This window comes from Virgisporangium aliadipatigenens (assembly GCF_016863615.1).
GTDB lineage: Bacteria > Actinomycetota > Actinomycetes > Mycobacteriales > Micromonosporaceae > Virgisporangium > Virgisporangium aliadipatigenens.
The window spans coordinates 72,116-95,500 of record NZ_BOPF01000031.1 but is presented as its reverse complement, the minus strand read 5'-3'; the positions used below and the strand labels follow the sequence as shown (position 1 = coordinate 95,500).

Annotated in this window: 21 protein-coding genes and 1 riboswitch; of the genes, 4 read left to right on the top strand and 17 right to left on the bottom strand. The window is 72.6% G+C overall.

Annotation, left to right across the window (positions count from 1 at the left end):
• Positions 1-65: 65 nt before the first annotated feature.
• On the bottom strand, positions 66-1,127 hold the full coding sequence (locus Val02_RS33825) for an ADAM 12 protein (protein WP_203903339.1): 1,062 nt from the start codon (positions 1,125-1,127) through the stop codon (positions 66-68).
• A 95-nt stretch (positions 1,128-1,222) separates the two neighbouring features.
• The gene (locus tag Val02_RS33820) at positions 1,223-1,603 is read right to left on the bottom strand and encodes a hypothetical protein (protein ID WP_203903338.1); all 381 of its coding nucleotides are present in this window, start codon (positions 1,601-1,603) and stop codon (positions 1,223-1,225) included.
• A gap of 456 nt (positions 1,604-2,059) precedes the next feature.
• Between Val02_RS33820 and Val02_RS33815 the strand changes: the two genes are divergently transcribed.
• From Val02_RS33815 to Val02_RS33805, 3 genes are all read left to right on the top strand, one after another.
• Entirely contained in the window at positions 2,060-3,106 is a 1,047-nt protein-coding gene (locus Val02_RS33815; protein ID WP_203903382.1) for an AAA family ATPase, read from the top strand.
• Between the two features lie 2 nt (positions 3,107-3,108).
• Positions 3,109-4,407, top strand: coding sequence for a DUF58 domain-containing protein (locus Val02_RS33810; protein WP_203903337.1), 1,299 nt, complete (start codon positions 3,109-3,111; stop codon positions 4,405-4,407).
• 199 nt (positions 4,408-4,606) lie between these two features.
• Complete coding sequence (locus tag Val02_RS33805; protein ID WP_203903336.1) at positions 4,607-7,096, top strand: transglutaminase TgpA family protein; 2,490 nt, start codon at positions 4,607-4,609, stop codon at positions 7,094-7,096.
• Positions 7,097-7,380: 284 nt separating this feature from the next.
• On the opposite strand, the gene Val02_RS33800 is transcribed toward Val02_RS33805, so the two are convergent.
• From Val02_RS33800 to thiE, 11 genes are all read right to left on the bottom strand, one after another.
• Entirely contained in the window at positions 7,381-7,767 is a 387-nt protein-coding gene (locus Val02_RS33800; RefSeq protein WP_203903335.1) for an SCO2097 family morphological protein, read from the bottom strand.
• Between the two features lie 203 nt (positions 7,768-7,970).
• Positions 7,971-9,251 (bottom strand): DNA polymerase IV, encoded by a 1,281-nt coding sequence (locus tag Val02_RS33795; protein WP_203903334.1) that lies wholly within the window; start codon positions 9,249-9,251, stop codon positions 7,971-7,973.
• A 29-nt stretch (positions 9,252-9,280) separates the two neighbouring features.
• Positions 9,281-10,405, bottom strand: a complete 1,125-nt coding sequence (locus Val02_RS33790; protein ID WP_203903333.1) for an alkaline phosphatase family protein — start codon at positions 10,403-10,405, stop codon at positions 9,281-9,283.
• Positions 10,402-11,106: a class I SAM-dependent methyltransferase gene (locus Val02_RS33785; protein ID WP_203903332.1), complete on the bottom strand. Its 705-nt coding sequence runs from the start codon at positions 11,104-11,106 to the stop codon at positions 10,402-10,404. The genes Val02_RS33790 and Val02_RS33785 overlap by 4 nt, the downstream gene beginning before the upstream one ends.
• A gap of 65 nt (positions 11,107-11,171) precedes the next feature.
• A complete protein-coding gene (gene thiC / locus Val02_RS33780) occupies positions 11,172-12,704 on the bottom strand; it encodes a phosphomethylpyrimidine synthase ThiC (protein ID WP_203903331.1) in 1,533 nt (510 codons plus the stop codon).
• Between the two features lie 19 nt (positions 12,705-12,723).
• Positions 12,724-13,515 (bottom strand): bifunctional hydroxymethylpyrimidine kinase/phosphomethylpyrimidine kinase, encoded by a 792-nt coding sequence (gene thiD, locus Val02_RS33775; protein ID WP_203903330.1) that lies wholly within the window; start codon positions 13,513-13,515, stop codon positions 12,724-12,726.
• On the bottom strand, positions 13,491-14,036 hold the full coding sequence (locus tag Val02_RS33770; protein ID WP_239153537.1) for a thiamine phosphate synthase: 546 nt from the start codon (positions 14,034-14,036) through the stop codon (positions 13,491-13,493). Before Val02_RS33770 ends, thiD begins: the two co-directional genes overlap by 25 nt.
• Complete coding sequence (locus Val02_RS33765) at positions 14,030-14,800, bottom strand: thiazole synthase (RefSeq protein ID WP_203903329.1); 771 nt, start codon at positions 14,798-14,800, stop codon at positions 14,030-14,032. Before Val02_RS33765 ends, Val02_RS33770 begins: the two co-directional genes overlap by 7 nt.
• A complete protein-coding gene (gene thiS, locus Val02_RS33760) occupies positions 14,793-14,996 on the bottom strand; it encodes a sulfur carrier protein ThiS (protein ID WP_203903328.1) in 204 nt (67 codons plus the stop codon). Before thiS ends, Val02_RS33765 begins: the two co-directional genes overlap by 8 nt.
• On the bottom strand, positions 14,993-16,063 hold the full coding sequence (gene thiO / locus Val02_RS33755; RefSeq protein WP_203903380.1) for a glycine oxidase ThiO: 1,071 nt from the start codon (positions 16,061-16,063) through the stop codon (positions 14,993-14,995). The genes thiS and thiO overlap by 4 nt, the downstream gene beginning before the upstream one ends.
• A gap of 139 nt (positions 16,064-16,202) precedes the next feature.
• Positions 16,203-16,823: a thiamine phosphate synthase gene (gene thiE / locus Val02_RS33750; RefSeq protein ID WP_203903327.1), complete on the bottom strand. Its 621-nt coding sequence runs from the start codon at positions 16,821-16,823 to the stop codon at positions 16,203-16,205.
• A riboswitch (TPP riboswitch) is annotated at positions 16,817-16,927 on the bottom strand. (Overlaps the previous gene by 7 nt.)
• Positions 16,928-17,032: 105 nt before the next feature.
• Here thiE and Val02_RS33745 point away from each other — a divergent pair.
• Positions 17,033-19,483: a glycoside hydrolase family 94 protein gene (locus Val02_RS33745; protein ID WP_203903326.1), complete on the top strand. Its 2,451-nt coding sequence runs from the start codon at positions 17,033-17,035 to the stop codon at positions 19,481-19,483.
• Here the strand turns inward: Val02_RS33745 and Val02_RS33740 are convergent.
• The 4 genes from Val02_RS33740 to Val02_RS33725 all read right to left on the bottom strand — a co-directional run bounded on the left by Val02_RS33740 (position 19,470) and on the right by Val02_RS33725 (position 23,336).
• A complete protein-coding gene (locus Val02_RS33740; protein WP_203903325.1) occupies positions 19,470-20,207 on the bottom strand; it encodes a BP74-related protein in 738 nt (245 codons plus the stop codon). The two genes, Val02_RS33745 and Val02_RS33740, sit on opposite strands and share 14 nt — an antisense overlap.
• Before the next feature lie 183 nt (positions 20,208-20,390).
• Positions 20,391-21,167 carry an FHA domain-containing protein gene (locus Val02_RS33735; protein ID WP_203903324.1) on the bottom strand — a complete coding sequence of 259 codons (777 nt, stop codon included), beginning with the start codon at positions 21,165-21,167 and terminating at the stop codon, positions 20,391-20,393.
• Positions 21,167-22,459, bottom strand: a complete 1,293-nt coding sequence (locus tag Val02_RS33730; RefSeq protein WP_203903323.1) for a VWA domain-containing protein — start codon at positions 22,457-22,459, stop codon at positions 21,167-21,169. Before Val02_RS33730 ends, Val02_RS33735 begins: the two co-directional genes overlap by 1 nt.
• Entirely contained in the window at positions 22,452-23,336 is an 885-nt protein-coding gene (locus tag Val02_RS33725) for a protein phosphatase 2C domain-containing protein (protein ID WP_373317984.1), read from the bottom strand. Before Val02_RS33725 ends, Val02_RS33730 begins: the two co-directional genes overlap by 8 nt.
• Positions 23,337-23,385: the final 49 nt, after the last annotated feature.

Genomic DNA, 23,385 nt, shown 5'->3' with positions numbered 1-23,385 from the left:
TCTCCTCCCGGTGCGGACGAACCGCCGCAGCCACACCATCTCGGGCCGTCCGAAGAGCGCCGCCCTCATCGCAGGGCGTCCAATGCGCGCCGGATCCGCATCAGCGTTCCGGTCGAGTACCCGGCCGGGTCAGGCTCGGGCCCCTCGGCGGGCGCGGCCGCCCAGGGCCGTTCCACGTCCGTCCTTCTCGGGAGCAGCGGGGGAACGTCGTCAGGGGGCGCACGACGCGGTACCTCCTCACGTTCGGCCGGCTTGTCAGGGGCCGTCCGGCCGGGCGGCGGTACGCCTGCGCCGCTCCGGCCGGACGGTGGTTCCCCCTGGGTCGGCGGTGGTTCGGGGGCCCGCCGGCGGCGCCGTCCCGTGGTCTCGGCGTCGCCGACGGGAACGGTGACCGCGCGGCCGCGGGCCCTGGTGGCGGTCGTCGCCTCCGCCGCGGCGGCCTGTCGCGGCACGGTGGCCGTCCCGGTCGCGGTCTGGTTGGCCGGCGGGTTCGCCGTGACGAGGCCGGCCTGGGCGAGCCGCCGGACCTCCAGCCGCATCACGAACGTCTCCCGGCCGAGGAGCCGGGCCAGGTCGCCGGGGGTGCGCCGGCGATCGGCGTTGGCGACGATCTCCCATTGAACGGCCGTGAGCCCCACGTGGTGTCCCGCGAGCCGCCGCGCGGGGACCACCGGGACGGTGTCGATCTCCGGGTCCGGCCAGGCGCCGTCGAGCAGCCGCCGGCGGCGGTCCAGTTCCTGGCAGACGTCGTGGAACTCCAGCGCGCAGCCGGTCCCGATGAGATGCCCCGCACCGGCCTCGAACTGCGCCGGCACGGTCGCGTCGAACAGGAACAGCGCGGCGTCGAGCAGGGCCGCGCTGGTGACCAGCTCCAGTTCGGCGCCGGTCAGGTGCTCCTGCTCGACCAGGATGTCGCCGACCCGCCGGTTGCCCCGCCCGGCGGCGAGCGCGGCGCGCCAGGTCTCGGCGGGCAGCCGGCCGGACGCGGTGAGCAGCCGGTCGACGCCGACGGCGTGCGGGCTCTCGGCGTACACCAGCCGGCCGTCCACCAGGAACACCGCACCGCCGGGCGGGTCCACGGCGCGCAGCGCTCCGGTGGCACCGACCGCGCACCACGGTTCCAGCACAGAGCTGAACCGGGGCGGCAAGGCAGACGTGGGCACGCCGAGGGGACCTCTCGTGACAGTGGTGGACGCGTGAGCGCCGCGCGGATGTGCGGTGCTCAGGCGGAGACGAGCGAACGCCCGATGGCGCGCAGCGAGTGCTGGGTGATCGCGAGATTCCCGACGGTGCGGTCGAGGCGCACGTAGAGGACGAGCCGCGCGTCCCGCGGCGTGACCACGAAGTGCAGCACGTGGTAGCCGTTGGACGCCGTGATCACGATGTCCTCGAGGTGGCCGGGACGCGCGGGTGGCGCGAACGCGGCGCTGCCGACGGCTGTCCGGACGACCTCCACGGGTCCCGGCGCGTCGATGTCGTGCCCGCTCTCGGCGGGCGTGCCGGCAGCGGCGACCGTGGTGCCGCTGACGTGGTCGATGAGCCTGGCGCCTAGGGCGCCCCGGATCGCCATGACTCGGCGCAGGCAATCCTCTATCTCGGGCACAGCAGCTCCCTGAACTAGGGCTTTTCCGCTATGACACCGCTCGTTCTCTCCGGCCAGGGATTGAACGGGTTGAACTATCCGCCGCTGCCACGCTACATCGCGCTACGAATACGGCAAGTCCTGAGGCGATAACGATCAGTCGATCAGTCTCGACCGAACGGATAATTGCATGTCACGGGCACTCACCGTGAGCAACAGGGGCCACTCGGACATCAGATCACGATCGATCTTGACAAAACCGTGACCTGATTGTCCGTTCGTCCGAATTCGTTGTGATTTGGCCAGTCGGCACAACGGGACGTCGACGGTTAACCTGTGAGACACGCCGGCGGCCCGTAGGCAGGCACGATCTACCCACGACGATTTTTCCCGGGTCCGGGCAACCCGACGGCCCGCCAGCGACTCTTGTAGTCGGTCGTGCCCGCAGGACGAGGAGACCCGTTGACCACACAGCGCATGTACGACGACCTGGGCAGTCCGCTGACAGCAGCCGAGTTCCGGTCGATCACGGACGCCGTCGTCGGCAACATCGAGCAGGTCATCGAAGGCAAGACGGCCACCGTTCGGCTCGCCCTCGCGGTCATGCTCGCCGAGGGCCACCTGCTCATCGAGGACGTGCCGGGCGTCGGCAAGACCAAGCTCGCCAAGGCCCTCGCCCGGTCGATCGACTGTTCCGTGCGACGCATCCAGTTCACACCGGACCTGCTGCCCAGCGACGTCACCGGCGTGAGCGTCTACAACCAGGAGAGCCGCGACTTCGAGTTCAAGCCGGGTGCGGTGTTCGCCAACATCGTCGTCGGCGACGAGATCAACCGTGCCTCGCCCAAGACCCAGTCCGCCCTGCTGGAGTGCATGGAGGAGCGGCAGGTCACGGTCGACGGCGTCACGTACCCGCTGCAGACGCCGTTCATGGTGATCGCCACCCAGAACCCGATCGAGATGGAGGGGACCTACCCGCTGCCCGAGGCGCAGCGCGACCGGTTCACCGCCCGAATCGCCATGGGCTACCCCGACCCCGCCGCCGAGCTGGCGATGCTCGACGCGCACGGCGCCCACGACCCGCTGCAGGACATGCGCCCGGTCGCCGACGCCACGATCGTGCGGCGGCTCATCGCCACCGTCCGTGACGTACACGTCGCCGACATGGTCAAGCAGTACGCGGTCGGCCTCGTGACGGCCACCCGCGAGGCGCCCGACCTGCGCCTCGGCGCCTCGCCGCGCTCCACGCTCCAGATGCTGCGCACCGCCCGCGTCGTCGCCGCCCTCGACGGCCGCGACTACGTGCTCCCCGACGATCTCCAGTCGCTGGCCGTGCCGGTGCTCGCGCACCGGATCATCCCGACCGCGGAGGCGCAGCTCGCGCGCCGCACCACCGACCAGATCCTGGCCGACATCATCACCCGGCTGCCGCTGCCCACCGACCGGCAGCGTTCGCCCTACGACACCCGGCAGCGGCCGCAGCAGGCCAACCCCACCAACCCGTACGACCGGCGGGGTTACTGAGCATGCGCGAGGCGCTGCGCGGCCTGACCACCCGGGGGCGGTGGTTCTTCGGCGCGGCGATCGTGTTCGCCTTCGCCGCACTGATCTTCGGCGAGAAGGACCTGCTGCGGGTCGGCATCCTCCTCGGCGCGCTGCCGCTGCTGGCGGCCAGCTACGTGGGGCGCACCCGGTACAAGCTGGCGTGCAGCCGGACGCTTCAGCCGCACCGGGTGCAGGTCGGTGCCAGTTCGCGGGTGGTGCTGCGGTTGCAGAACCTGTCCCGGCTGCCCACCGGCACCATGCTGCTGGAGGACAAGCTGCCGTACGCCCTGGGCAGCCGGCCCCGGCTCGTGCTCGAACGGCTCGGGCCGCACCAGGCCAGTTCGGTGGCGTACACGGTGCGCGCCGACGTGCGCGGGCGGTACGAGGTGGGGCCGCTGGTCGTGCGCCTCACCGACCCGTTCGGGCTGTGCGAACTGGTGCGGGCGTTCCCCTCGGTGGACAAGCTGACCGTCATCCCGCAGGTCGTTCCGCTGCCGTCGATCCGCCTCGCCGGCGAGTACGCGGGCGCCGGGGAGAGCCGGGCCCGTTCGGTCGCCGTGCACGGTGAGGACGACGCGGCGACCCGGGAGTACCGCTACGGCGACGACCTGCGCCGGGTGCACTGGCGTTCGACGGCACGCACCGGCGAGCTCATGGTCCGCCGCGAGGAACAGCCCTGGGAGAGCCGGGCCACCGTCGTCCTCGACACCCGCCTCGGCGCGCACCGCGGCGAGGGGCCCACGGCGTCGTTCGAGTGGGCCGTCTCCGCGGCCGCCAGCATCGCCCTGCACCTGCGGCACAACGGCTACAAGCTGCGCCTCGTCACCGACTCCGGGATCGACGTCGACGCGGCCGAGGGCGGCGGCGAGGGCATCCTGCTCGACCACCTGGCGGACGTGAAGCTCACCCAGCAGGGAGACGTCGCCCGCCTGGTCGAACGGGTCCGCCACCGCACCGACGGCGGCCTCATCATCGGCGTCTTCGGCACGCTCACCCCCGCCGAGGCCGAACTCCTCGCCGCCCTGCGCGGCAACGGCGCCACCTGCGTGGCACTGCTGATCGACAGCAGCACCTGGCTCAACCTCGCCACCGCGGCCCGCGAGGAGGCCGACCGGGCACACGGCGTCTCCGCGCTCGCGCTGCTGCGCAGCGGCTGGCGGGTCATCGGCGTGCCGCACGGGGCCAAGCTGCCCGCGATGTGGCCCGAGGTGGCCCGCGGATCGCGCGGGTTCACCTGGCGCGCCGCGATGGCGGAAACGGTTGCGGGAGGGATTTCATGAGCGTGTCACGGGGCGGCGCGATGCCGCCTGGACCGGAGAGCGCATCGAGCGCGCGACGGCCGGCCGCGGCGGAGTCTGGACTGAGGAGCGCAGCGACGAGGGAAGACGCCGCCTCCGGCGGCCGGCTGCCGCTGCGCGGGACACAGATGACGAGGGAAGGCGGCATCTTCGGCGCCGTCCCGGGACTGAGCGGGAAGCAATGACTCAGCGAAGGCACATCACGCTCGTGGCGGCAGGCGCGACCATCCTCGCGGCGCTGCCGCTGGCGACCGTGTTCGAGCGGTGGACGTGGATCGTCGGCGTGATCATCACGGTCGGCCTGATGACCGGCGTCGCGGTGCTCCTGCGCACCGTGCGCGCGCCGATGTGGGCACCGACCGTGGGCATGTTCGTCACCTACGCCGTCGCGCTGACCCTGATCTTCGGCAACAACGCGCTGCTCGGGGTGATCCCGACGCCGGCCACGTTCACCGGCTTCAACAGCCTGCTCGAAGAGGCCGGGATCGCCATCCGGGACAGCGGCGTGCCGGTCGACGACGAACGCGGGCTGCTGTTCCTGGCGGCGTTCGGCATCGGGGCGGTGCTGATCTCCGTCGACATCGCGGCGGTGGTGGCCCGCCGGCCGGCCATCGCCGGGCTGCCGATGGTCGCGATCTACATCGTCGCCGTGGGCACCAACAGCGAGAGCGTCAACTTCCTGTCGTTCATCGCCACCGCCGCCGCCTTCCTGTGGCTGCTCGCCACGGACAACGTGGACCGGGTGCGCCGGTTCGGGCGGCGGTTCACCGGCGACGGGCGCGACGTCGACGTGTGGGAACCGTCGCCGCTGGCCGCCGCCGGACGCCGGCTGGCCGTCATCGGCGTGATCGGGGCGGTGCTCCTGCCCATGGCGCTGCCCGGCATGACGACCGGCCTGCTCGACCGGTTCGGCTCGGGCGTCGGCACCGGCGGCAACGGGCCGGGCAATGGCGGCGGCGGCCGGTCCGGGCAGGTCAACCTCTTCTCGATCCTCTCCGGCACGCTGGAGCGGGACAAGATCTACAACATGATCAAGGTGACGACCAACGACCCGGCGCCGTTCTACGTCCGGTTCGGGGTGGCCGAGGACCTGCGCGCCAACGGCTTCGTCAACCGCGCCTGGGGCACCGGCACGCCGCTCAACGACCTGAAGCCCCTGCCCGCCGCGCCGGCCGGCGTGAAGAACCTCAACTTCCACGCCGCGGTCGAGATCATCACGTTCGACGCCTCGTTCCTGCCGATCTTCGAGACGCCGACGAAGGTCGAGGGGCTCGACGCCAGGCAGTGGCAGTTCGACCGGCGCTCCAACGTGCTCTACTCGACGCGTACCTCGTCGAAGAACAAGAGGTACGAGTTCGACTACACGCGCCAGGAGTTCACGCCGGAGGCGCTGCGCACCGCCGCCGCCCTCCCGGAGAACAGCCCGCAGCAGGCGTTCCGCACGTTGCCGCAGCCGGAGCTGGGCCCGGTCAAGGAGAAGGCCGCCGAACTGACCGCCGGCAAGACCAACCAGTACGACAAGGTCCGGGCGATCTTTGAGTACTTCACCAACGGCAAGAACGGCTTCGAGTACACCACCCAGACGACGGCCGGCAACAGCGGCTCCGCCATCGTGGACTTCCTGACCAACAAGAAGGGCTACTGCGAGCAGTACGCCGCGGCGATGGGCTGGCTGGTGCGCGCCGCCGGCTTCCCGGCCCGGGTGGCGTTCGGGTTCACCCGCGGCAACAGCACCAACACCGGCACGTACACGCTGCAGAACAAGAACCTGCACGCCTGGACCGAGGTGTACTTCGAGGGCTTCGGCTGGGTGCCGTTCGACGCCACGCCGGCGTCGTTCGTCGAAGGGACCGTGCCCAGCGCGTGGGCTCCCGACCCCAACCAGGCGTCCCAACCGGCCACCGCACCGGGTGAGAACGGCGCGGCGGGCCCCGCGCCCGGGCCTTCCGGCTCGGCCGCCACCGGCGACCAGCGCTTCGGCGAGGGCGACGACGGAGCCGCCACCACCACGCCCGAGCAGTTGCAGGAGAAGTCGAACTGGCTGGTGTACGTGCTGATCGCGGTGGCCGTGGCGCTCATCGTGCTGGTGCTGCCGGCGGTGCGGCGGGCGATCGACCGGCGACGTCGTTGGCGTTCGGCGGCCGCCACCGTGGGCAGCCCGTCCGCCGCGCGGGTCGACAGCGGGGGCATCGAGGTGTCGGGCACGCCGGGGAGGCGTTCGCGCCGGGAGGCACACGCCGCCTGGGACGAACTGATCGACACGATGATCGACTACCGGGTTCCGGTCGATGCGACCGAGACGCCACGGGTGACCGCGGCGCGGCTGATCCGGGAGCGTTCGCTCGCCACTACCGCGGCCGACGGGGCGACGCTGCTCGGCCGGGCGGAGGAACGCGCGCGCTACGCCCGCGAGCCACTGACCGGCACCGACCTGGCGCCGGCCCTGCGTGAGGTGCGCAGCGCGCTGCGCGGCAGGGTCTCGACCCGGACGCGGCTGATGGCGACGTTCTTCCCGCCTTCGGTGATCATGCGATGGCGGGCCCGGACGTCGACCGGCTACACGTCGGCGGTGAACGCCGTGGCGGTCCGCCGCGACGCGGCCCTGCGCACCGTCAACCCGAGGCGACTGCTCAGCCGACGGCCGGCCGACAAGCGCCCCGGCAGCCGCTGAGCCTCAGCACCGACGAGCGCCGTTCGGCCGCCGACGCGGCCGGGCGGCGCTCTCGTTGACTCGGCCGCGTCAGCGCCGATCTTGCAGTTGTGGCTGCGACAAATGCGCCCCGACACGTCCGATTCAGGCACCATAGCTGCAAGATCGGCGGGGCATCGCCCGCGCACGGCGGGGGCATCGCCGCGCACGGCGGGGACGGGGAGCGGCGCAAAGCTGCCGGGTCGGGACAAAGCGAAACGCCGGGGCCGCGTACACGGCTCCGGCGGTCGATCTGGCGGGCTACGTCAGAGGTCACCCTCGGGACGACGCCGCCATCGGTCTTCCAGGCGGTCGATGAACGAACTACGCCGTCCACTGCGGGTCCGGCGAGTGGCGGTGCCACCCACCGAGCGCAGATCGGTCGACTGACCGCGACGGTAGGACTGCATCCCGAACGCGACTGCGCCGAGCATCACGACGAATCCGGCTACGCCCAGTAGCGGCGTATTGCCCATGACTCCGTAGATGAGCAATCCGAGGCCGCCGAGAAGAAGGACAGCAGCGGCCAGAATGCGGCGCCGTGCATGAAAGCGCGGGTCGCTGGCACGCACCGCCGAGGCGAACTTAGGATCCTCGGCAAGCGACCGCTCGATCTGCTCGAACAGCCGCTGCTCATGCTCCGAGAGCGGCACGGCACTCCTCCCCGGTCTTCGGCGATCGGCCCGGGCGGACCGACGGGACCGTCACAGCCGTTCGGCTGCGTATGTGCAAGTCTACGAGCGGTCCAGCGGGTCGGAAAGCGGGACGATGGTCCCTCCGTGCCGATTTTCTGTGATCATACTGCGGGCTCGCACGCCCGTGGCCGATCGCCGGAACCCGACGGTCGACCTTAAGACTACGCAGGGTCAGCGTGATCGATCCGCGACGGCGGCCCCGCGGCGGGTCGTCGCTCCTGGTTGAGGAGGCTCGCCGGGCGCACCGCGCCGGCACCGAACCGGGCCGCGGCGGCATCGGCGGCCAGCTCTGCCTCGCGCCAGCCGACCTCGGACTCACCCAGGCTGAGCTGCTTGGGCGTGGTACCCGCCACGCTCAGCCCCTCCATCCGGACACCCAGCAGCCGGATCCGATCGCCGGGTGCCAGCGCCTCGAAGAGCGCCCACGCGGTCTCGAAGATCTCCCGGCTCACGTCGGTCGGACCGCCCAGGGTGCGGGACCGGCTGAGCGTGCGGAAGTCGGCGAGCCTGACCTTGAGGCTGACCGTCCGACCCGCCTGACCGGCCCGACGTAACCGTCCGGCCGTCTTTCCGGACAGACCGAGGAGCGTACGCCGGATGGTGTCCGGGTCGGCGACGTCGGTGTCGAACGTCGTCTCCGCCCCGATCGACTTCTCCGCCTGAACCGGCTCGACCCGCCGTGGATCATGCCCCCGCGCGAGGGCGCCCAGGTGTGCGGTCGCCGCCTCACCCACCGCGCGCCGCAGCAGCCCTGGTGGCGCCTCCGCCACGTCACGCACGGTGCGCAGGCCCATGCGGTGCAGCTGCTCCTCGGTCCGCTCGCCGACTCCCCACAGCGCGCCGACCGGCAACGGGTGCAGGTACTCCAGCACCCGCGCGGCCGGGATGACGACCAGGCCGTCGGGCTTCGCCCGGGTCGAGCCCAGCTTCGCCATGAACTTCGTCGGCGCCACCCCGACGGAGCACACCAGCCGCTGCTCCTCCCGCACCCGGCGGCGGATGGCGGCGGCGATGGCGGCGGGCCGCCCGAGCAGCCGGACCGCACCCGCCACGTCGAGGAACGCCTCGTCCAGCGAGAGCGGCTCCACGAGCGGCGTCACGTCGCGGAAGATCTCCATGACGGCACGCGACGCCTCCGTGTACGCGTCGAAGTCGGGCGGCAGGAAGACCGCCTGCGGGCAGAGCGCCCGGGCCCGGGCCCCCGGCATGGCGCTTCGCACCCCGAACTCCCGCGCCTCGTAGCTCGCCGACGACACGACCCCGCGCGGGCCCGCGCCTCCGACGATCAGCGGCCGGCCGCGCAGCTCGGGACGGCGCCGTACCTCGACGGAGCAGTAGAACGCGTCCATGTCGACGTGCAGGATCGTGCAGCCGGTGTCGTCGGCGTCCGCGCCGAACCCCTCGTCACCGCCGCCCCGCGGCACCACCTGACTACGCCCCACGCCCGCAGGCTAACTGCAGGGTCCGACATTTATCGGATCACGAGCAGCGGGATGGACATCTCGACGGGCGTGTAGGAGCCGTGGAAGGCCACCATCCGGGTGACCGTGTCCGGCTCCGTGGCGGTCGCCAGCACCACGTAGTCGTCCCGGCAGGCGGCCACGACGTCGCCGAGGCGTTCGCGGTGGGCCGGGTCCACCGGGCCGTACCAGCCGGCGGCGACGGCCTCCTCCCGGGTGACCACCTCCGCGGCCGGGCCGAGGATCTCCCGCCAGGCGGCGAGCACGTCGTCCCGCGCCCCGGGCACGGTGTGCAGGTAGCGCAGCCGCGCCTCCCCGGCCACCTGCGCCACCCCGGCCCGCAGCCGCGGATCGGCGTCGAGGTCGAACCGCCGCCCGGCCGGCACGTCGACCTGCCCGTGATCGGCCGTCACGAGGAGCGCCGCGTCGGGCGGGAGGTGTTCGGCGAGGCGGCGCAGCAGGTCGTCGACCTCGATGACGGCGGCGCGCCACTGCGGCGAGTCGACCCCGAACTGATGCCCGGCCCGGTCGACGTCGGGGTGGTAGCCGTACACGAGGGCCCGTTCGGTGCCGCCCAGCGCGCCCAGCATCTCGGTGACCAGCCCGTCGACGTGCGACGCCCCGCGGAAGTGCGCTCCCCGGTACGCGGCGACGGTCAGCCCGCTGCCGGCGAACTCCGGCCGGGTCACCACGCTGGCCGCGATCCCGGCCGCCGCCGCGCGGCTGAACACCGTCGGCACCGGCTGCCATCGGGCCGGGTCGGGTTCGTCGGTCCAGCGCAGGTGGTTGAGCACGGTGCCGGTGTCGGGAACGCGCAGGTTGAAGCCCAGGATGCCGTGCGCCCCGGGCGGCACACCGGTGCCGGCGGTGACCAGGCTGACCGGCGTGGTGGACGGAAAGGCCGAGGTCAGCCCGCGAGAACTCGGCGCGGACGCGAACCCGGCGAGCGTCGGCGCGAACGCCGCGGTCGCCGGCAGCTGGAGCCAACCGAGCCCGTCGACGAGCAGAACGGCGACCCGGTTGACCCCTTCCAACCCGGCGGCCAGCCCGAGCGGATCCGGCGATCCCGGCACCCCGAGCACGGCCAGCGCGCTCGGCAGGACGTCCGCCAGCGAGCCGGACGCGTAGAAGTTCACCTGCGGGCCAGGAGGTGCAGCTGCCCGGCGACGTCCCGGTAGGGCGGCAGCGTCGACGCGACCGCCTCGAACGCGGCCAGCGCCGCCGGCTCGCTGTCGAGCACCACCCCGGGCAGCAGGTCGGTGATCACGCGCACCCCGTGCACCTGTTCGACCGTGAGGCCGGCGGCCACGAGGAGAGCCTGCGCCGACGCCGGGTCGAACCGCCGCCGCAACCGGTCGGTCGGCCCCGCGCACCCGGCGGGGTCGGTGAGCACGGCGTGCGCGGCGTCGAGGTTGCCGGCCACGGCACGGGCCAGCACCGCGGCGGCACGGTTGGCGACGAGCACGCTCGCCGCCCCGCCCGGGCGCAGCGCGGTCGCGAGGGACTTCACGGCCGCCGCGGGGTCGTCGACGACCTCCAGCAGGCTGTGGCAGAGCACCAGGTCGGCGCTCTCGGCGGGCACGACCTCGCCGAGGGTCTCGATGTCGCCCTGGACGGCGGTCACCGCACCGGCGACGGCGGACTCCGCGGCCCGCCGCGTGAACGCCGCGAGCGCGTCCGGGCTGGCGTCCACCACGGTCACCCGGTGCCCGGCGCGGGCGAGCGGCACGGCGAACCCGCCGGTCCCCCCGCCCACGTCCACGATCGCCAGCGGCCGCGCGGCCCGGTCGAGCTCCTGGCGCAGCACGGTCCAGAGCACGCTGTTGGTTCGCTCCACGCAGGGAGCTTATCGGTGCGCCCGGCCCGCGGCGGCCCGCGACCGCAGGCCCGGCGCGCGCCGATCTACCGCGGGACCACCGGGAGGTACACCTTTCCCCCGGACGCCACGAACTCCTCCGACTTCGCGGCCATCCCCTGCGCCGCGTACTCCTTCAGCTCGTGACTGATCCGCATCGAACAGAACTTCGGCCCGCACATCGAGCAGAAGTGGGCCGTCTTCGCGGGCGCCGCCGGCAGCGTCTCGTCGTGGTACGCCCGCGCCGTCTCCGGGTCGAGCGAGAGGTTGAACTGGTCCTCCCAGCGGAACTCGAACCGCGCCCGGCTCAGCGCGTCGTCCCACTCCCGCGCCGTCGGATGGCCCTTCGCCAGGTCGGCCGCGTGCGCCGCGATCTTGTAGGCGATCACGCCGGCCTTGACGTCGTCCCGGTCCGGCAGGCCGAGGTGTTCCTTGGGCGTGACGTAGCAGAGCATCGCGGTGCCGTACATCGCGATCATCGCCGCCCCGATCGCCGACGTGATGTGGTCGTACGCGGGCGCGATGTCCGTGGTCAAGGGTCCCAGTGTGTAGAACGGCGCCTCGTGGCACCACTCCTGCTGGAGGTCGACGTTCTCCTTGATCTTGTGCATCGGGACGTGCCCCGGCCCCTCGATCATCACCTGCACGTCGTGCTCCCACGCGATCGACGTCAGTTCGCCGAGGGTGCGCAGTTCGGCGAACTGAGCGGCGTCGTTGGCGTCGGCGACCGAGCCCGGACGCAGCCCGTCGCCGAGCGAGAACGACACGTCGTACCGCGCGAAGATCTCGCACAGTTCGGCGAAGTGCGTGTAGAGGAAGCTCTCCTCGTGATGCGCGAGGCACCACGCCGCCATGATCGAACCGCCGCGTGACACGATCCCGGTGATCCGTTCGGCGGCGAGGGGAACGTGCGCCAGGCGCACCCCGGCGTGCACGGTCATGTAGTCGACGCCCTGCTCGGCCTGTTCGATCACGGTGTCCCGGAAGACCTCCCAGGACAGCTTCACCGGATCGCCGCCGACCTTCTCCAGGGCCTCGTAGAGCGGCACGGTGCCGATCGGGACCGCGGAGTGGCGCAGGATCGCCTCGCGCGTCTCGCGGATGCGCCTGCCGGTCGACAGGTCCATCACCGTGTCGGCGCCCCACCGGGTGGCCCAGGTCAGCTTCGCCACCTCTTCGTCCACTGTGGACGTCACGGCCGAGGTGCCGATGTTGGCGTTCACCTTCACCAGGAAGCGGGAGCCGATGACCATCGGTTCGCTCTCCGGGTGGTTGACGTTCGCCGGCAGGATCGCCCGCCCGGCGGCGATCTCCTCCCGGACCAGCGCCGGCGGCAGTCCCTCGCGGATCGCGGCGAACTCCATCTCCGGGGTCGTGATGCCGCGCCGCGCGTAGTGCAGTTGGGTGACGTTCGTGCCGGGGCCGCGCTCGTCGATCCAGGCGCGGCGGACGGGTGACGGGGTCGCGGGGCCGGACGTGTCGTAGAGCCGCACCGGTGCGGAGCCGTCGCTGAGCGGCACCTCCGCGAACGGGACCCGCAGGTCGGGACGTGAGCCGGTGACGTACACCTTGTTCCGCACGAGACCACCTTTCAGGTGTTCAGGGCATGGGCTTCCATCCGAGCGGGCCGTGGCCGCCGCCGAGACGCCAGTCCGCGGACGCGCGGATCGCCTCGTGCACGTAGGCCTTGGCACCGAAAATGGCCGACTTCGGGTCCGCGCCCCTGGCGAGGCGCGCGGCGGTCACCGCGGCGAAGGTGCACCCGGTGCCGTGGTTGTTGCGGGTCTCCACCCAGGGGGCCTCGACCAGGTCGACAGTGCCGTCGCGCCAGACGACGTCGACGGCCGACGAGTCACTCAGGTGGCCGCCCTTCACCACCACGCACTTCGCGCCGGTCTCGCCGAGGCGTTCGGCGGCGGCGCGCATGTCGTCCACTGTGGACACCTCGCGGCCGGTGAGTACCGACGCCTCGCGCATGTTCGGGGTGATGACGGCCGCGTGCGGGAAGAGCGCCGTCAGATAGGCCTGTTCGACGCTGTCGGTGAAGAGGCGGTCGCCGCTGGAGGCCACCAGCACCGGATCCACCACCAGGTTGGGCAGGCGGGGCGCGTACTCGGCGACCAGTTCCACCGTGGACGCACTGGCCAGCATCCCGGTCTTGACCGCGCCGACGGGCAGGTCGGCGAGGACCGCGTCGAGCTGTGCGGCGACGAAGTCGCGCGGCACCGCGTGGATCCCCTTCACGCCCATGGTGTTCTGCGCGGTGAGCGCCGTGAAGACGCTCGCGCCGAAGACCCCGCACATCGCGAACGCCTTCAGGTCCGCCTGGACACCGGCTCCCCCGCCGGAGTCCGATCCGGCGACCGTCAACGCGACGACCGGCTGTTCCATACCGCCTCCTTGAGCGCACTGACCACTGTGGACGGATCGGCCGCCCGCATCGCCACTCCCATGACCGCCACCCCGTCGGCGCCGGCCCGCACGCACTCGGCCGCCCGCGCCGGCGTGTCGATGCCGCCCAGCGCGTACACCGGCACGGGCGCCTCCGCGCACCAGCGGCGCAGCGTGTCGAGCCCGAGCGCCGGCCCGTAGCCGGGCTTGCTGGCCGTGGCGTAGACCGGCGACAGCGTCGCGTACTCCGCGCCGGCGGCCGCGGCCAGTTCCGCCGGGGAGTGGGCCGCCCGACCGACCACCGTCCCCGCCGCGTCCCGGTGCGCACCGTCCACATCGGACACCAACAGCAGATCCCCGATCTCCGCGCGCAGCCGGTCCGCGAGCGCCTCCCGTTCCGTGGTGTCGAGGTCCTTTTCCCGGAGAACTACCCGGGAAGCGCCACCCGCCACCACGGACACCGCCAGTGCGGCCAGGTCACGTTCTCCCACGAGCCGCCGGTCGGTGTAGACGATCACCACGCCGGCAGTCCCTCGAAGGGGCTCGACGCCAATGCGTTGTCCCGCTTCGGAATGCGCCCGGAGCGATAGGCCAGCCGGCCGCCCTGCACGGCCAGCCGCATCGCCTCGGCCATCCGCGCCGGGTGCTCCGCCCGCGTTACGGCGGAGGCGAGCAGCACGGCGTCGCAGCCGAGTTCCATCGCGAGGGCCGCGTCGGAGGCGGTGCCGATGCCGGCGTCGAGCACCACCGGGATGCTCACCGCCTGGCGGATCAGCGCGATGTTGTGCGGGTTGCGGATCCCCAGCCCCGAACCGATCGGCGAGCCCAGCGGCATCACCGCCGCGCACCCGGCGTCGGCGAGCCGGCGCGCCACGATCGGGTCGTCCGTGGTGTACGGCAGCACCACGAACCCGTCCTCGACCAGCCGGGCCGCGGCGGCCACGGTCTCGATCGGGTCCGGCAGGAGGGTGTCCTCGTCGCCGATGACCTCCAGCTTCACCCACGGCGTGTCGAACGCCTCCCGCGCCAGGTGCGCCAGCCGCACCGCCTCGGTGGCCGTGTAGCAGCCGGCGGTGTTGGGCAGCACGCGCACTCCGCACCGGTCGATGACGTCCACGACCGACCCCTGTGCGTTGGGGTCGATGCGGCGCAGGGCCACCGTGACGAGCGCGGTGCCGCTGGCGACGATCGCCTCCTCCAGGGCCTTGAGGCTGGCCGCCCCGCCGGTGCCGAGAATGAGCCGCGACGGCAGTTCCTCGCCGGCGACCACGAACGCGTCAGCCACCCTGCACCGCCGTGAGCACCTCGACGCTGTCCTCGTCGCGCAGCGCCGTGCCGGCCCACTCCGCGCGCGGCACCACCTCGGCGTTGACGGCGACGGCGATCCCCCGCGCGGCGTCGGGTGCCATCTCCCCGACCAGGTCGGCGACGGTGGCGTGCTCCGCGATGTCGCGGTGTTGCCCGTTGACGATCAGTCTCATGTGGACACTCCCGGGAAGCGGTCGGGGCCGAACGGCCGGAACTCGTCCGGCGGCGCCTCCCCGCGAACCATCGCGGCGACGGCGTCGGCGGTGATCGGGGCGAGGAGGACGCCGTCGCGGTAGTGCCCCGTGGCGACGAGCACACCCGCGCGGAGCCGCCCGACGATCGGCGCGTTGTCGGGCGTTCCGGGGCGGCTGCCGGCGGCGGTCTCGACGAGCGCGTACTCGGCGAGGCCCGGCACCAGGTCGACGGCCGGCCGCAGCAGGTCGAGCACGCCGCCCGCGGTGACCTGAACGTCGGTGCCGCGTTCCTCCTCGGTGGCGCCGACGACGATCTCGCCGTCCCGCCGGGGCACCACGTACACCGACCGGTTGGCGGCGTGGCCCCGCAGAACGTGCCGCAGCGGCGGCGCGTCCCCGGTGGCCCGCAGCCGGAGCACCTGCCCCTTGACCGGCCGCACGGGCAACCCCGGAACGAGCACCGCGCTGCCGCAGCCGGCCGCCACCACGGTCGCGTCGGCACCGTCCACATCGGACAGTCGGGTCACCGGGTCGCCGACGAACGCGGCGCCGGCCTTCTCCGCGGCGATCCGCAGCGCCACGGCGAGCCGGCGCGGGTCGACCTGCCGGTCCTGCGCGACGAACGCACCCCCGCGGACGCGCGGCGCCAGCAACGGCTCGCGTTCGCGCAGGTCGGCGGCGCGCAGCGGCTCGACGGTCAGCCCCGCGCGCCGGTGGAAGTCGGCGAGGCGGGCCACGGTGCGCAGGTCGTCGTCGGTCAGCGCGACGAGCAGGGTGCCCTCGTCGCGGTATCCGAGGTCGTGGCCGGTCGCCTCGGTGAGCGCGGCGGCGAACGCCGGCCAGCGGTCGGCCCCGGCGAGCAGCAGCCGGTGCATCGGCTCCTCCCCGAACCGCGACTCCCCCACCGGCGCCAGCATGCCCGCGGCGACGCCCGTGGCCCCGGACCCCGGCGCCGGGTCGTACACGGTGACCTGGTCCCCGGCGGCGGCCAGCCGCCACGCGACGGCGAGCCCGACGACCCCACCCCCGACAACCGCCACCCGCATCGTCACGCCACCCACCCCGCCGATCTTGCACTTGTGGCTGGGACACCGCAGGTCATAACCGGACACCCCGGGCGCCACAACTGCAAGATCGGCGCGGGCGTCGCCGCGCGCCCCGCGGGCGTGGGCGCGGGCCCGGGCCTCATGCGGGAAGCTCCGCGCGGAGGGCGAGCGCGGCGGCGGCCGGGTCGCCGGCGGCGCAGATCGCGCCGACCACCGCCACGCCGTGGGCGCCGGCGGCGAGCAGTGCCGGGATCCGCTCCACCGTGACACCGGCGATGGCGATCACCGGGACCGACACGGCACCGGCGACCGCGGCCACCCCGGCCGGGCCGATCGCGTCCGGGAGGCCGGCCTTGGTGGACGTGGCGTAGGCCGGGCCGACGCCCAGATAGGTGGCGCCGTCGGCGACTGCCCGGCGCGCGACGACCGGGTCGCGGGCGGTCGCGCCGAGGATCGCGTCGGGGCCGAGGACGCGGCGGGCGGCGGCTACCGGAAGGTCGTCGGCGCCCACGTGCGCACCGTCGGCGCCGACGGCGAGCGCGACGTCGAGGCGGTCGTTGACCAGGCAGGTCACCCCGGCGTCGCGGCACAGCCGGAGCACGGACTCGGCGAGCTCGTACGCGAGGCGGTCGGTGAGGTCGTCCTCGACCCGGACCTGGACGGTGTCGACGCCGCCCGCGACGGCCGCGGCGACGGTGGCCAGGACGTCCCGGCCCGGGCGCGCGTCGGTCACGAGGTGCAACCGGCCGACATGTTTCATGCGAGGCTCCTCCCTGCGCCGGCATGATCCGGATCAGGTTCGACGGTCGGGGGCTCACAGCCCCCCTCTCAGCCCGGTCGCACCGGACTCCCGTGGGTTGCGCCCAACATACCGCCATTGACACGTAAGGGGCGAGGGGCAACGCTCATGGGAGCGCTCCCGAGTCGCCACCGGGAGCCTTTCCTCACCGTCGGCCTAGGGAGTTTTCTGTGCGCTTCGGACACTTTGACGATGATCGTCGCGAGTACGTCATAGACCGCCCCGACACTCCCCTGCCGTGGATCAACTACCTGGGCACCGACTCCTACTTCGGAATCGTGTCCAACACCGGGGGCGGCTACTCGTTCTACCGCGACGCGAAGCTGCGCCGGCTCACCCGATACCGCTACAACAACGCGCCCCGCGACCTCGGCGGACGGTACGTCTACCTGCGCGACGACAGCGACGGCCGGTACTGGTCGCCGTCGTGGCAGCCGACCCGCACCGAACTCGACTCCTACGAGGCCCGCCACGGGCTCTCCTACACGCAGATCAGCTCCACCTACCGGGGCATCCACGCCGAGACGCTCTACTACGTGCCGCTCGGCGAGACGCTCGAGGTGTGGCGGGTGCGGGTCACCAACCGGCGGCACAACCGGGCCGAGCTGAGCCTGTTCTCGTCGGTGGAGTTCTGCCTCTGGGACGCGCAGGACGACACCACCAACTTCCAGCGCAACTTCTCCACCGGCCAGGTCGAGGTCGTCGACGGGGTCATCTACCACAAGACCGAGTACCGCGAACGGCGCGACCACTTCGCGTACTTCGCCTGCTCGGAGCCGCTGGCCGGGTTCGACACCGACCGCGACGCGTTCCTCGGGCCGTACCGCGGCTGGGAGACCCCGATCGCCGTCGAACGCGGCCGGGCGAGCGACTCGATCGCCAACGGCTGGGCGCCGCACGGCAGCCACCACGTGAAGATTTCATTGGCCGCCGGTGAGACCAAGGAGATCGTTTTCCTGCTGGGGTACTGGGAGAACCCGCGCGACGCGAAGTTCGACCCGCCCGGCTCGCAGACGGTCAACAAGCGACTGGTGCGGCCGGTCATCGAGCGCTGGTTGGACGGCGACACCGTGGAACGCGGCTTCGAAGCGCTTCGCGACCACTGGACGAAGCTGCTCGACACGGTGACCGTGCGCACGCCCGACGCCGACACCGACCGCATGGTCAACATCTGGAACGCCTACCAGTGCATGGTCACGTTCAACATGAGCCGATCGGCGTCGGGCTACGAGTCCGGCATCGGGCGCGGCATGGGCTTCCGCGACTCCAACCAGGATCTGCTCGGGTTCGTGCACATGATCCCGGAACGGGCGAAGGAACGGATCCTCGACATCGCCGCCACCCAGCTCGACACCGGCGGGGCGTACCACCAGTACCAGCCGCTCACCAAGCGGGGGAACAACGACATCGGCGGCGGCTTCAACGACGACCCGCTGTGGCTGGTGCTCGGCGTGGCCGCCTACCTGAAGGAGACCGGCGACAAGGCGATCCTCGACGAGGCCGTGCCGTTCGACAACAAGCCGGGCAGCGAGGTGTCGCTGTACGAGCACCTGCGCCGTTCGGTCTCGTACACGCTGGACCGCCTCGGCCCGCACGGGCTGCCGCTGATCGGCCGCGCCGACTGGAACGACTGCCTCAACCTCAACTGCTTCTCCGAGGAGCCGGGCGAGTCGTTCCAGACGACGGGCAACCGCGAGGGTGGGGTCGCCGAGTCCGTCTTCATCGCCGGGCTGTTCGTGCTCGCCGCCAAGGAACTGGCCGAGATCGCGGCCGGGTGCGGGTTCGCGGACGAGGCGGAGTCCTATCGACAGAACGCCGAGAAGATGACCGGCACGATCGCCGAGCACGGCTGGGACGGCGCCTGGTTCCGCCGGGCGTACGACTACTTCGGGACGGTCATCGGCTCCAGCGAGAACGCCGAGGGCCAGATCTTCATCGAACCGCAGGGCATGTGCGTGCTCGCCGGCGTGGGCCTGGGTGACGGCACCGCCGCGCGGGCGCTGGACAGCGTCGCCGAACGCCTCGCCACCCCGCACGGCATCGTGCTCCAGCAGCCCGCCTACTCCTCCTACCACGTCGAACTGGGTGAGATCTCCACCTACCCGCCGGGCTACAAGGAGAACGCCGGCATCTTCTGCCACACCAACCCGTGGATCATGATCGCGGAGGCGATGCGGGGCAACGGCGACGCTGCGTACGACTACTACCGCCGGATCAATCCCTCGGCCCGCGAGGACATCAGCGAGGTGCACCGCTGCGAGCCGTACGTCTACGCGCAGATGATCGCCGGCAAGGACGCGCCCACCCACGGCGAGGCGAAGAACTCCTGGCTCACCGGCACCGCCGCGTGGAACTTCGCCGCCATCAGCCAGTGGATCCTGGGGCTGCGCGCCGACTTCGACGGCCTGCGGATCGACCCGGTGATCCCCGGCGACTGGGACGGCTTCACGGCGACCCGACGGTTCCGCGGCGCGACGTACGAGATCGAGGTGCGCCAACCGAACGGACCCGGGCGCGCCGACCATCTCGTGGTCGACGGCACCCGGGTCGAGGGCACCCTGGTCCCGCTCGCGCCGGCCGGCGCGACGGTGCGGGTGGAGGTGACGCTTACCCCTTCGTGATGTGCGTGAGCTTCGCGCTCCACGGGCAGAAGTTGGCCGGCTTCCACTTGCCCTCGACGATGTCACTGGGGCGGCCGTCGCACACCTCGGCGGCCGCCTCCACCATGACGGCGTCCGCGAGGTGCCACGCGTAGCCGAGGTTCACCTGGGTCTCGCCCCAGACGATCCGACCCATCGGGAACATGCTGGCCCGGCCCGCCTCGACGTCGTACAGGTCGGCGATCGCGTTCGGGTCGGTGAACTGCACGCGGAGCGCCTGACCCCGCACGTCGAACGTGGCGACCACCGGGTCCACCGCCGCGATCCTGGGGTTCACCGCCTCGATCTGCACGACCTTGGCGCCCCAGGGGCAGTAGGTGGGCGGGCCCCACACACCGGCAACGACCATGCTCGGGCGGCCGTCGCACCATTCGATGGCCCAGTCGACCATGGTGGCGTCCTTGAGGTGCCACGGGTAGCCGGTGTTCACACCGGGACCGCTCCAGTCGATGGTCCCGATCGGGAAGGGATACTGCTCGCCGTCCTTGGCCGCGGCCGCCGCGTAGACCTTCTCGATCTCGTTCGGGTCGTCGAACTCGACCCGGAACGTCTCCCCGACGACGTCGAACGTAGCGACGATCGCCGTGGGCAGCGGGTCGGGTGCCGCGACGGCGGCCTGCGGGGTGGCGGTGACGAGGGCCGCCGCCACCGCCGCGAGGGTGAGGGCGATTCTGCTCTTACGCACGTGCACGTCCTGTTCGTGAGGGCGCGCGCCCGCTCGCCGGTGGTGGCGGCCAACGGACGCTTCGTTGCGCAACTTGGCAGTCGCTGTTTGCGACCGGCCGGGAGGTTATCGATCAACCATCCGGCGTCACCGAACGAGGACGCGTCCCGAATGAGGCACGCCACAGGCGTGTAACCGATCCGTTCACCCGTCGGTGAGCGTGAGCGTGGTCCAGAGCCCGACGTGAATGCGATCACCGGCCGACAGCGGCACCGGGGTCATCGGCGGGATCGCCTCGATGGCGCCGTTGACGTAGGTGCCGTTGGACGAGTCGAGGTCCACGACGGCCACCGACCCGTCCGGCTGCACCAGCACCATGGCCTGCGCGTGCGACACGCCCGGATCCTCCGGCGGCCCGGACAGGTCCACCTCCGGGTTGAGCCCACGGGACCGGCTGCGCCGCCCGATCAGCGTCTGCGCGCCCCCGACGGCGAACGTCCGCGCCGGCAGGAACGCCGGGAACGGGTAGCCGGCGGTCTCCTCCGGGCCGGCCAGGGCGACCATCCGGCGGTGGTGTTCGGCGTCGGCGGTGACGATGAGGCGCCAGCCGCTGTCGCCGTTGTTGCCGCCGCCGCTGCCGGTGCCCGTACCGTCCACTGTGGACGGAGCGTGCGGTTCGTGCAGGCCCGGGCCGCCGGGCCCGTCAGGTACATCGGGTCCGCCCGCCGGCGGGCCCGGGGTCTCCACCGCGCCGCCCGCGCGCAGCAGGAAGTCGTAGCCGTCGTTCTCACAGAACCGCCCGTCCCGCGGCGTCCCGCACAACGGGCACCGCTCGTCCGACGCCGACGCCGACGCCGACGCCGGACCGGCCGCTGCGGACGGAACAGCGGCGGCCGCCGGGACGGCCGCGCCGATCTGTGCGCCGCAGACGTCGCAGAAGTCCGCGGTCTCCGACTCGTGTCCCTCGGGACAGCGCACCATCAGCTCTCCTTCGTCCCGCGACCCACCCGCGCGGTCTTCTGCGACCGGGCCTCCAGCATCTCCTCGTCGCGCGAGACGCCTCCCGTCGTGCGCAGCTTCACCGTGCCGGACGGGGCGTCGACGACCTCGACCGCCTTCTCGATGAGCTTGAGCGTGCCGACGCGCCCGGTCTCGTGCGCCAGTTTGGCCGCCCGGCCGAACTTCGCCGTGGCCCGTTCCGTGTCGCCGGCCTTGCGCGCCGCGACGGCCTCCTGGATCGCCTCGTCCAGCTCGGTCTGGCCGAGGTACTGCGCCACGCGCGGGTTCACCTTGGTGGACTGTTCGATGTCCTCGGTCCAGGTGGCCGTCACGAGCTTCTGTTCGGCGAGCGGGGTGCCGTCGCGGGCGACCACGCCGGCCCGCAGCACCGCCCGGGTCTCCAACGGCTTGGCGCCCGGCACCGAGAGGCTCACGTGGTAGTCGCGGCTCTCCGCGCCCCAGGCGCCGAGCGGGTAGTCGCCGGAGCGGGCGTTCACCTCGGTGCGGCGGGTCGTCAGGTCGACCACCTCCGGGAACACCTGCTTGACCGCGCGCACGTCCGCTCCGGCCGGGGTCCACAGCCGCAGGCCCACGTCGGCCACGACCTTGCCCATCTGCGCCTCGATCATCGAACGGAACTCCGTGGCCAGGTCACCCGAGTCGGCGAGCGCGTCGGCCGTGCCGAGCAGCGCCGAGGCGATGGCGCGCAGTTCGGTGGCGACCCAGCCGGAGCCGACGCCGCGGCTGTCGCACACGAACGCGCCGGCGCACTCCTCGAGCACGCGGGCGAGGGTGCCGCGGGCTTCGCCGTTCGCGCCGTCGGTGAGCAGGATCGCGTGCCGGATCTCCGCCGGGTCGGCCTGGAACAGGTGCCGGGCCAGGGTGAGCCACTGGCCGATCGCCGTGCCGCCGCCGGCCCGCATCGTGCGGACGGCCTGCTTCGCCTCGCGGCGCGTGCGGTCGTTCGCCGGGACGAGCGTCTGGTTGACCGGGAACGCCGCCTGCGCCCGCTCGGTCCCGGCGATGACCGCGAACCTGACGCCGTCGCGGAGCGCGTCGATGGCGGCGTTCGTGGCGCGCTTGGCCTCCTCGATCTCCCGCCCGGCCATGGAACCGGAGCAGTCGACCATGATCACCTGTGCCACGCTCGGTGCCGCGCCCTGTGCGGCAGGGGCGCCGCCGGCGCTGCTCGTCACGGTCACGATGATGTCGACCACGCCCCCGTCGACGGCGAGGTGCGGACTCCAGTCGGCCTCAACGGTGAAGTCACTCATCGTTGCCTCCCTCCTCCGGGATAGGGAACGGCAGCACCGCCACCGTCACGTTGTCGTGGCCGCCCCGCGCGTTGGCCAGGTCGACCAGGGTGCGCGCCACCGCGGACGGGTCACCGGCCGGAACGGCCGCCGCCAGTTCGCCTGCCGCGTCGAAGTAGTGGGACAGCCCGTCGGAGCAGAGCACGAGCGTGCCGGGGCCCTCGGGAGAGAAGACCGCCGTGTGCGCGGGTCCGGCCGGTGCGTCGGCACCGATCCAGCGCAGCAGCGCGCGCGAGCGCGGATCCGCGCCCGAGACGGGCACACCCGCCGCGCCGAGCTGCCCGGCGAGCGAGTCGTCGACGGTCACACACCGCGGCTCCCCCCGAACGGGCAACCAGTACGCGCGGCTGTCGCCGAGCCACGCCACGGCCACCGAACCGGCCGTCACGATGCCGGCGACGAGCGTGCAGGACGGCGGGTTCGGGGCCAACTCGCCGGCGGCCCGCGCCGTGGCCGCCGCACCGGCGCGGGTGGCCGCCTGCAGCAGCGCCGCCTCCGGGGCGTGGCCGGCGCCGTTCTCCATGATGCTCGTGATCGCGGCGCGCACGGCGGAGCCGGAGGCGACGTCGGCGCGGGTGGCGGTGGAGATGCCGTCGCAGACGACGGCGGCGGAGACGCCCGGGGCCCGGGCGATGGCGAGCGCGTCCTCGTTGGCGGCGCGGCGGCGGCCCACGTCGGTGACGCCGGCGACGGTGCCGAGGTCGAGTTCGGCGCTGGCCGCGACGACGACGCGGCGGGCCCCGCAGTGCGGGCAGTACCCGTACCCGTCGGGCGGCGCGGTCTCCCGGCAGTCCGGGCAGGGCTGGTCGGGTGCCTCGGTGGTCAGCAGACTCTCCACAGTGGACGGTGCGTCGACCGCCCTCCCGCAGGCCTCACAGAACCGATCG